The 8876-nt window shown below is 69.0% G+C and carries 10 protein-coding genes and 1 pseudogene; 3 read left to right on the forward strand and 8 right to left on the reverse strand.

Annotation, left to right across the window (positions count from 1 at the left end; translation table 11 throughout):
• Positions 1-283: FAD-linked oxidase C-terminal domain-containing protein (locus ABI385_RS13035; protein ID WP_348104181.1), on the forward strand; the 283-nt coding region annotated here is incomplete at its 5' end.
• Positions 284-326: 43 nt separating this feature from the next.
• Here the strand turns inward: ABI385_RS13035 and ABI385_RS13040 are convergent.
• The gene (locus ABI385_RS13040) at positions 327-1004 is read right to left on the reverse strand and encodes a TMEM175 family protein (RefSeq protein ID WP_348104182.1); all 678 of its coding nucleotides are present in this window, start codon (positions 1002-1004) and stop codon (positions 327-329) included.
• A 503-nt stretch (positions 1005-1507) separates the two neighbouring features.
• On the opposite strand from ABI385_RS13040, the gene ABI385_RS13045 reads away from it, so the two are divergent.
• Both ABI385_RS13045 and ABI385_RS13050 read left to right on the forward strand, forming a co-directional pair.
• Positions 1508-1792 (forward strand): HNH endonuclease, encoded by a 285-nt coding sequence (locus ABI385_RS13045; RefSeq protein ID WP_348104183.1) that lies wholly within the window; start codon positions 1508-1510, stop codon positions 1790-1792.
• A 161-nt stretch (positions 1793-1953) separates the two neighbouring features.
• Positions 1954-2130: pseudogene (locus ABI385_RS13050) on the forward strand (DUF1622 domain-containing protein); the annotation flags it as partial.
• Positions 2131-2138: 8 nt separating this feature from the next.
• Here ABI385_RS13050 and ABI385_RS13055 read toward each other — a convergent pair.
• From ABI385_RS13055 to ABI385_RS13085, 7 genes are all read right to left on the reverse strand, one after another.
• The gene (locus ABI385_RS13055) at positions 2139-3320 is read right to left on the reverse strand and encodes an adenosine deaminase (RefSeq protein WP_348104184.1); all 1182 of its coding nucleotides are present in this window, start codon (positions 3318-3320) and stop codon (positions 2139-2141) included.
• Positions 3310-3678, reverse strand: coding sequence for a cupin (locus ABI385_RS13060; protein ID WP_348104185.1), 369 nt, complete (start codon positions 3676-3678; stop codon positions 3310-3312). The genes ABI385_RS13055 and ABI385_RS13060 overlap by 11 nt, the downstream gene beginning before the upstream one ends.
• Before the next feature lie 18 nt (positions 3679-3696).
• A complete protein-coding gene (locus ABI385_RS13065) occupies positions 3697-4986 on the reverse strand; it encodes a thymidine phosphorylase (RefSeq protein ID WP_348104186.1) in 1290 nt (429 codons plus the stop codon).
• A 52-nt stretch (positions 4987-5038) separates the two neighbouring features.
• A complete protein-coding gene (locus ABI385_RS13070; RefSeq protein WP_348104187.1) occupies positions 5039-5503 on the reverse strand; it encodes a cytidine deaminase in 465 nt (154 codons plus the stop codon).
• Positions 5503-6777, reverse strand: coding sequence for an ABC transporter permease (locus ABI385_RS13075; protein WP_348104188.1), 1275 nt, complete (start codon positions 6775-6777; stop codon positions 5503-5505). Before ABI385_RS13075 ends, ABI385_RS13070 begins: the two co-directional genes overlap by 1 nt.
• On the reverse strand, positions 6774-7892 hold the full coding sequence (locus ABI385_RS13080; RefSeq protein ID WP_348104189.1) for an ABC transporter permease: 1119 nt from the start codon (positions 7890-7892) through the stop codon (positions 6774-6776). Before ABI385_RS13080 ends, ABI385_RS13075 begins: the two co-directional genes overlap by 4 nt.
• Positions 7889-8876, reverse strand: a 988-nt coding sequence (locus ABI385_RS13085; protein ID WP_348104190.1) for an ATP-binding cassette domain-containing protein, incomplete at its 5' end; no start/stop codon positions are given. The genes ABI385_RS13080 and ABI385_RS13085, both read right to left, overlap by 4 nt.

Raw genomic sequence — 8876 nt, forward strand, 5'->3', positions numbered from 1 at the left:
CGCGATCCCCACCTTCGCTCACGCCGGCGACGGCAACCTGCACCCCTCGGTGATCGTCGACCCGGCGGACGCAGCGGCCCGCGACCACGGCGAGCTCGTCCTCGACCGCGTCAGTGATGCGGCTCTCGCCCTCGGCGGGACGCTGTCGGGAGAGCACGGCATCGGGTCTCTGAAACGGCACGCACTGCCCAAGCAGCTCGACCCGGCGACCCTCGCCGCGCACCGGTTGGTGAAGGACGCCTTCGACCCGCGGCACATCCTGTCGCCGGGCCGCGGCATCTGACGCTGCGTCAAGCCCAGACGTACGTGCGGCACGATACCGGCGGTCAGATCTGCACGCCGCGGCGTTCGCGCCACTTGCGCCGCAGCGTGAACAGACCCGCCATTACCGGTGGTCCGAACCACCAGAGGTAGTACGCCCTTTCACCGATGCCGGGCACGAGGACCGCAACGATGGACAGCGAGAACGGCACCGTCACGATAAGTGCTCGGGTCTTCAGTCGGCTGAGGAAACGGGTCGGGGTCGACTCCATCACAAGCTGGGCCTGCTGGGCGTGCACGACCATCCGGATCAGCAGGACCCCCAATAGCGACTGCACCCCGGCATAACAGATGAACCGGAACTGGTAGTAGACCTGATCGTCCACGACCATCCGGGTAACGAAGGGTGCCACGACGACCATGAGGAGCCAGAGCAGATTGATCCACAGCAACCTGGCGTCCGACCGGGTGATGTAGCGGAACAGCGCGTGGTGGCTGGTCCACGCATTGGCGATGATGAAGAAGCTGATGAGGAACGCGACGTACCCGTTGGCGTTGGCACCGATGGCGCTCCAGATGACGCTCCACGAGGCGCCTTCCGGGACCTTCAGGTCGAGCGCGAGCAGCGTGATCGCGATGGCGACAACCGCGTCGGTAAAGAAGGCGAGCCGTTCGGCGGCGAACAGCTGCACCTCCGGCTCGTCCCGTGCGTCGTTGGTACCGGCGGTCCTGGCCTCGCTCATCGCCCACCCCTGTCGTGCGTGTCGTTTCCAGCCCACCTGGCAACGATCATGGCCCACCGGCCCCTGGCGTGGATCAAGGCAAGTCTCGTGTCGGCCTCAAGGCACCTGACTCGCCTTGGTTGGTAGCGATCACCAGAGCGGGTCCGTAGTCGTGGCAACGCGATTCGGTCGATCGCGGTCGAAGGGGTTGTCGGTGGTCGGTTGTAGGTTTTGGGTATGCCTCCAGTTTCGCCCGCCGATTCGCCGCAGCCGCCAGCGCTGCCGGCGCTGCCGGCGACGGTGCCGTGGGCTGACCTTCGTGCTGCGGCGCGGGAGGCGTTGACGGGGTTGGCGGCGGTGTTGTGGCAGGCGCAGGGCGCCGACCTCGGTCGGGTGTTCCGGGAGGTCGACGACCTGTCCCGGGCGGTGGAGGCGGCCCGGGTCGCGGTCCTGGGTGAGGCGGTGGACCGCGGTGAGACGTCCACGGGCGCGGTGTCGATGGGGTCGGCGGGGGTGGGGTGGGTGTGCGAGTATGCGCCGACACGTGGTGCGACGGGCATCACCTGGTCCACGCGGCCGACGGCGGACCCACCGACCTCGACAACGCCGCCCTCCTATGCGGCCACCACAACACCCTGGTCCACACCCGCCGGCTACACGGCCGGGTTGACCCGACCACCGGACATGTCGTCTGGGATTTGACCAGAGGCTCCTACGACCACGCCCACACCACGGCCAGACCGGATCCGGAGCATGGCCTGATTGGGAACGACACCGGAAACCCCGCCCACCCACCGGACCGAACGTGACCCCGCCCCACACCCAGCAGGCACACCGCCCGCCGGGGAGGCTGCCAAGGACGAGGCGTCGAGAGCCGGGATGAGGACCCTCACCCGGCTGGCCGACATACGCGCCCTCGGCAAGGATGACGGCCATGACGTTCACGGGTGTGGTGGAGATCGTCGGCGCGCTCGCGGCGGACATCATCCGCACGGTTGCGGTCACCCCCACTCTCGTGAGCGTCGCCGTGTTGGGGTTGATCGTAGTGATCCGGACGTTCCTCAGCTTCTCACTCGAGCTCGAGATCAGCGGCCGTTGGCCGTGGCAGCAGGACCGCTCTGGGCAGGCGACACCAAGCAGCGGCTGACCGAGGCCTCAGGCAGGGAGCCCGTAGACCGCATACCCCGGCTTGATCGTGCCGTCGATCATCGCGAGACGTTCGTCGAACGGGATGAACGCGGACTTCATCGCGTTGATCGTCACCCACCGCAGGTCCGCCAGCGTCCACCCCGCCTCGGCTGCCAGCAGGGCCGCTTCTCGAGACATCGTGGTGCCGCTCATCAGCCGGTTGTCCGTGTTGAGCGTGACGCGGAACCGCAACCGCTTGAGCAGCGAAATCGGATGCAGTCCAATGGATTTCGCGGCAGCCGTCTGGAGGTTGCTGCTGGGGCACATCTCGAGCGGGATACGAGCGTCACGCACGTATGCGGCGAGCAGGCCGAGATAGACCGTGTCCAGATCTACATCGGCGAGGGTCGTGAGACCGTCCGCCGCTGCTTGGTCCAGCCACGCGGGGAAGGGCAGCCCTTCGACGGTGATGTCGTCGACGATCCGCACCCCATGACCGAGTCGGTCGGCGCCGCACCACTGGATCGCCTCCCAGATGCTCTTCAGCCCGAACGCCTCGCCGGCGTGGATCGTGAAGTGCGCGTTCTCGCGTCGCAAGTACTCGAAAGCGTCCAGGTGGCGTGTGGGGGGGTAGCCCGCCTCTGCTCCGGCGATGTCGAACCCGGCGACACCGTCGTCGCGGTAGCGGACGGCGAGCTCGGCGATCTCGCGGCTCTTGGCCGCGTGCCGCATGGCCGTGAGCAATGCGGTCACCCGGATCGGGTGTCCGGCCTCGGCGGCCAGCCGCTCGCCCTCCCGGAAGCCTGCGTTGACCGTCTCGACCACGTCGTCGAGGCCGAGGCCGCGGACCAGGTGCTGCTCCGGTGCATACCGGCTCTCGGCGTAGACGACCCCGTCGGCGGCCAGGTCCTGGGCGGACTCCGAGGCCACCCGGAACAAGCCCTCCCGCGTCTGCATCACCGCGAGAGTCTGGTCGAACGTCTCGAGATAGCGGGTCAGGGACCCCGAGTCGGCGCTGTTGCGGAACCAGGCCGCGAGAGCCCCCGCGTCCGACGCCGGCGGCTCGACCACGGGGCCGTCGGAAGGCGTCGCAGCCGCGAGGTCGAGGATGGTCTGCGCCCGCACCCCGCCGTCGAGGTGGTCGTGCAGGAGGACCTTGGGCACGGCCCGCAGGACGTCGGGGAGCGTCATCGCAGCCTCAGTCGTCATCGCGGTTCGCTGCCTGCGGGTCGAAGGCGGGCAGGCACACGGCGACGTACTCGGCACCGTCGGCGCCGGTGGAGTAGCGCACCCGCTCGCCGGGGCCGGTGACGACGGCCTGGCCGGCCAGGACCTCGAGCCGACCACCGTCGTGGTCGACGAGCACGGTGCCTCGCAGCACGAGTGTGACCTCGCCGAACTCCGGGGTCTGGAACGGCTCGGACCACTCGGCGGGAGCGACCATGTGGGCCACGGAAACCGAACCGGGCAGCGAGGTGACCGGGGTGTTGACCGCGCCCACGTACTCGTCGATGACCTTGCCCCCCGGGACCGGGATGCGCGTCGGCGCGGCGATGAGCTGTGGCACGGCACCCACCCTAGATCGTCACCCCACCCGCTCGATGACCAGCGGGAGCAGGTCGGGACGCGAGCCTGTGGGCGCGATGACAAAAGCCCTATCCAGGGCGTCGAGGGCCCGCTCGAACCGGTCGGGCGTGTCGGTATGCAACGTCAGCAGCCGCTCTCCGCCACGTACCTGTGCACCGGGCTTGGCGTGCAGCTCGACGCCGGCCCCGGCCTGGACCGGGTCCTCCTTGCGGGCGCGCCCCGCCCCGAGCCGCCAGGCGGCGATGCCGACCTTGAGCGCGTCGAGCTGCGTGAGCACCCCGTCGGCCGGCGCGAGGACGTCGTGGGTCTCGTGGGCGACAGGGAGCGCGGCGTCGGGGTCGCCCCCCTGAGACGAGATCATCCGGCGCCAGACATCCATGGCCCGCCCATCCCGCAGGGCGTCAGCAGGGTCCACGTCGGGCCGGCCCGCGGCCGAGAGCATCTCGCGAGCGAGCGTCACGGTCAGCTCGACGACGTCTTCCGGTCCCCCGCCGGCCAGCACCTCGACGGACTCCCGCACCTCCAGGGCGTTTCCCGCTGTGAGGCCGAGAGGGGTCTGCATGTTCGTCAACAGCGCGACGGTTGTCACGCCCGCGTCGGTGCCGAGCGCCACCATCGTCTCGGCGAGCTCGCGAGCCTGGTCGACGTCCTTCATGAACGCGCCGGACCCGACCTTGACGTCGAGGACGAGCGCACCAGTCCCCTCGGCGATCTTCTTGCTCATGATCGAGCTGGCGATCAACGGGATGGCCTCGACGGTGCCGGTGACGTCCCGCAGCGCGTAGAGCTTCTTGTCCGCGGGGGCCAGACCGGCGCCGGCGGCGCAGATCACCGCGCCGACGTCCTCGAGCTGGTGAAACATCTCCTGCGTGGTGAGCCCCGCCCGCCAGCCCGGGATCGACTCCAGCTTGTCGAGCGTCCCTCCCGTGTGGCCCAGTCCGCGTCCCGACAGCTGCGGGACGGCCACTCCGCACGCGGCCACCAGCGGCGCCAGCGGCAGCGTGATCTTGTCGCCGACCCCACCGGTGGAGTGCTTGTCAGCCGTGGGGCGGGACAGCGCCGAGAAGTCCATCCGCTCGCCGGAGGCGATCATGGCTGCGGTCCAGCGGGCGATCTCGCGGCGGTTCATCCCGTTGAGCAGCACTGCCATGGCCAAGGAGGACATCTGCTCGTCGGCGACGATCCCGCGGGTGTATGCGTCGATCACCCAGTCGATCTGGCCGTCGCCGAGCTCACGCTTGTCGCGTTTCGTGGTGATGACGTCCACGGCATCGAAGGGTTCGCTCATGTCCGACATCATCGCGGACCTTGCACGGTTGCGGTGCCTGGACGCGGCGCCGTCAACTGGAGCTGGGTCCTCCTCCTGACGTGGGTCGGGCGGGATGGCGAGCCGCAGCGTCCAAATCGTCTGACCCGAACGCCTGGGGCAGAACGGCACTCATCGGCAGCACACCCTCGGGTGTAAGTACGCGGCATACGGGTCCGCCGTTCTCCCAGAGCAGCTGACGGCACCGGCCGCACGGCATGAGCAGCCCGCCGTCGCCGCCGACGCAGACGACCGCGACGAGTCTCCCGCCGCCGGTGGAGTGCAGCTGCGACACCATGCCGCACTCGGCGCAGAGCGCGACTCCGTAGGCAGCGTTCTCGACGTTGCAGCCGACGACCACGCGCCCGTCGTCGACGAGCCCGGCCGCGCCGACGGGGAACGACGAGTACGGCGCGTAGGCGTGCCGCATCACCCCCACCGCAGCCCCCTGCAGTGCGGCCCAGTCGACGCCGTCGAGACTGTCGTCCCCGTCGCCCATCAGCTGGCTTCGCCCTTGCGGTAGACCTGACCGTCCGCCGCAGGTGGCCGCAACCGCTGCGAGGCGAACGCCAGCACGAGCAGGGTGGCGACGTAGGGGGTCATGCCCGTGAACTCGTTGGGGACGCGCTCGGTGAAGAAGAACCAGAGGAACGCGAGCACGCCCATGACAAGGCTCACCACGCCGACCATCGGCTTGCCCTGACGTCGACGGACGACCATCCACACGCCCCAGGCCACCAGCCCGATGGAGAACGGCAGCAGGTATGCGCGAACGACGTCGCCGCCACCGCGCAGCTGCACGGCATCGGCATACCCGAACAGCGCAGCCCCGCCGGCGAGCCCACCGGGCCGCCAGTTGCCGAAGATCATCGCGGCGAGACCGATGTAGCCACGCCCTCCGGTCTGGCCCTCTCGGTAGAGGTTGGAGGCCACCAGGACGAGGAACCCGCCGGCCAGCCCGGCTAGGCCGCCGGAGATGAGGACGGCCGTGAACTTGTAGCGAATCACATTGACTCCCAACGTCTCCGCCGCCTGGGGAGCCTCTCCACACGAGCGCAGGCGAAGCCCGAACGTCGTATGCCAGAGGACCCACCAGCTGAGCACGAGCAGACCGATCGCGATGATCGTGAGAACGCTGAGGTTGGTCGTCAGAGCGCGGACGACGCTGGCGAGGTCGGAAACCAGCCAGATGTGGCTCTTCTCGACCGAGTCGAGAGCGTCTCCGAGACCCGGGACGCTGAGGAAGGGCAGCTGCTGCAGCGGCGGAGACTGGGTCGGGCCACCGCCTTGCATACCGGTGAACGTGCGCACCGCGAGATAGGCGCCCGCCCCCGCGCCGAGCAGGTTGATCGCGACGCCGGACACGATGTGGTCCACACCGAAGATGACCGTGGCCAGCGCGTGCACGGCCCCACCGACCGCGCCCATCAGCGCGGCGCCCAGGATCCCCACCCAGGGTCCGTAGTAGAAGCCGAAGAAGGCCCCACCCCAGGTCCCGAGAATCATCATGCCCTCGAGCCCGATGTTGACGACCCCGGCACGTTCGCTCCACAGGCCCCCGAGGCCGGCGAGCCCGATCGGCATGGCCAGCCCGATCGCCGCCATGAGAGCCCCGGACGAGTCGATGTCGTTGGCGCCGGTCACGACCCGCACGGTCGAGACAATGACGAGCGCACCGCCGATGACGGCGTACCAGAACCAACGGGGGCGGCTGCGGGCAAGTGCGGGCGGCTCCTCCGTCGTCGTGTCGAGGGCCAGTCCGGTGTCACTCATGCCGAGGCCCCTTCGGTCGTCGCCGCTGGTGTCCGAGCCAGCTGGGAGGCGACCCGTCGCTGTTCCATCCGTACGCCGGCGCGTCTGACGATCTCGTAGGCGATGACCACCGACAAGACGATGACGCCTTGGATCACGAGCACGAGCCGGTCGGACACCCCGGCGTTGATCTGCAGGCCGTTGCCCTGCGCGTCGAGAAAAGCCCAGAGCAAGGAGGCGAAGACGATCCCGATCGCGTTGTTACGGCCGAGCAGCGCGATGGCGATGCCGGCAAACCCGAGCCCGGACTGGAAGGTGTCGCCGTAGGCGTGGTCCTGCCCGAACAACAGCGGCATGCCGACCAGCCCGGCCGCCGCCCCCGAGAGCACCATCGAGACAAGCACCATCCGCTTGACCTTGACGCCACTGGCGACCGCAGCGGTCTCGGAGCGGCCGGTCGCGCGCAGGTCGAACCCGAACCTCGTCTTGTTGAGGATGAACCAGTAGAGGAACCCGACGAGGATTGCGAGGACCACCAAGCCGTAGATGAGGTTGGGGGTCGCGATGATCCCGTCGACGGAGATGCCGGGCACCCGGGACGACTCGGGGATGGGTCTGGTGCTGACGGCGTTGCTGCCCTCGACCTTGACGGCCGCCTTGCTGAGCAGGAACGAGACGAGGAACGTCGCGATGGCGTTGAGCATGATCGTCGAGATGACCTCGCTCACGCCGCGGGTCACTTTCAGCAGACCGGCGATTCCGGCCCAGAGGCCCCCCGCGGCCATGGCGACGAGCAGCGACACGAGGATGTTGAGCGGTCCGGGAAGCCACGCCTGGCCCGCGAACACTGCCGCGGCGAAGGCGGCCACGCGGTACTGGCCGTCGACGCCGATGTTGAACAGGTTCATCCGGAAGCCGATGGCCACGGCGATCGCGGAGAGGTAGTAGACGGTCGCCGCGTTGACTATGGCCACGACCTGACGCGGCAAGGGCGCCTTGATCAGCTGGGTCCAGACGGCGCCCACCGGATCCCTGGCGACGAACAGGATCAGCGAGGTGACGACGAAGGCGACCAGGATGGCGAGCAGCGGCGCGGCCAGCCCGAGCGCGATGCGGCGCGGGTCGATGCGGGTCACAGCGAGTCCCCCGTTCCCGACCGCTCGGTATGCGTGTCCCTGGCTGGCTCGGTATGCGTTTCGGATGCGGGACCCGGTCCAGCCCCCGTCATCGCGGCGCCCAGCTCCTCCTTGGTCACCATGTCCGGGTCGAACTCACCGGTCACCGCACCCCGCAGCATGACTCGGATCGTGTCGGACAGCCCGACGAGCTCGTCGAGGTCAGCCGAGATGAGCAGCACGGCCAGGCCGTCGCGACGGGCCCGCTTGATGTGGTTCCAGATCGCCGCTTGGGCACCGACGTCGACGCCCCGGGTGGGGTGGGCGGCCAGCAGCACCTTGGGGTTGTGGGTCATCTCGCGCCCGATGATGAGCTTCTGTTGGTTGCCGCCGGACAGGGAGGCGCCCGTGACGAAGATCGACGGCGTACGCACGTCGTACTCCTGCACGATGCGCTCCGTGTCGGCCTTGGCCGCGCGGGCGTCGACCAGCCCGCCGGCGCGCACGTTCGGTTCCTGAGTCTGGTGGCCGAGGATGACGTTCTCCCACAGTGGGGCCTCGAGCAGCATCCCGTGCCGTTGTCGGTCCTCGGGGATGAACCCGACGCCCGCTTCTCGGATTTCGCGGACCTGCCAGTCGGAGATGTCCACGCCGTCGAGGGTGATCACCCCGCTGGACGGTTCACGCATACCCATCACGACCTCGACGAGCTCGGCCTGACCGTTGCCTTCGACCCCAGCGATGCCCAGCACCTCGCCGGCGTGGATGGTCAGCGAGACGTCGTCGAGGACCTTCCGGTTGCCGGCAGCGCCGTCGACCGTCACATGCGCGATGGTGAGGACGGCCCGGTCGGTGACCGTCGACTCCTCGGTGCTCGGCGACGGCAGCTCGGACCCGACCATGAGCTCGGCGAGCTGGCGTGCGTTGACGCTTGCGGGGTCGACCTGCTTGACCGTGGTGCCCCGGCGGATGACGGTGATCTCGTCGGCCACCGAGAGCACCTCG

Source organism: Lapillicoccus sp. (genome assembly GCF_039935575.1).
Classification (GTDB): domain Bacteria; phylum Actinomycetota; class Actinomycetes; order Actinomycetales; family Dermatophilaceae; genus Lapillicoccus.

Coding starts and splice junctions, on each gene's coding strand:
- ABI385_RS13055 (WP_348104184.1), bottom strand. CDS start 3,320: ATGACGACTGAGGCTGCGATGACGCTCCCCGACGTCCTGCGGGCCGTG.
- ABI385_RS13065 (WP_348104186.1), bottom strand. CDS start 4,986: ATGAGCGAACCCTTCGATGCCGTGGACGTCATCACCACGAAACGCGAC.
- ABI385_RS13075 (WP_348104188.1), bottom strand. CDS start 6,777: ATGAGTGACACCGGACTGGCCCTCGACACGACGACGGAGGAGCCGCCC.
- ABI385_RS13070 (WP_348104187.1), bottom strand. CDS start 5,503: ATGGGCGACGGGGACGACAGTCTCGACGGCGTCGACTGGGCCGCACTG.
- ABI385_RS13040 (WP_348104182.1), bottom strand. CDS start 1,004: ATGAGCGAGGCCAGGACCGCCGGTACCAACGACGCACGGGACGAGCCG.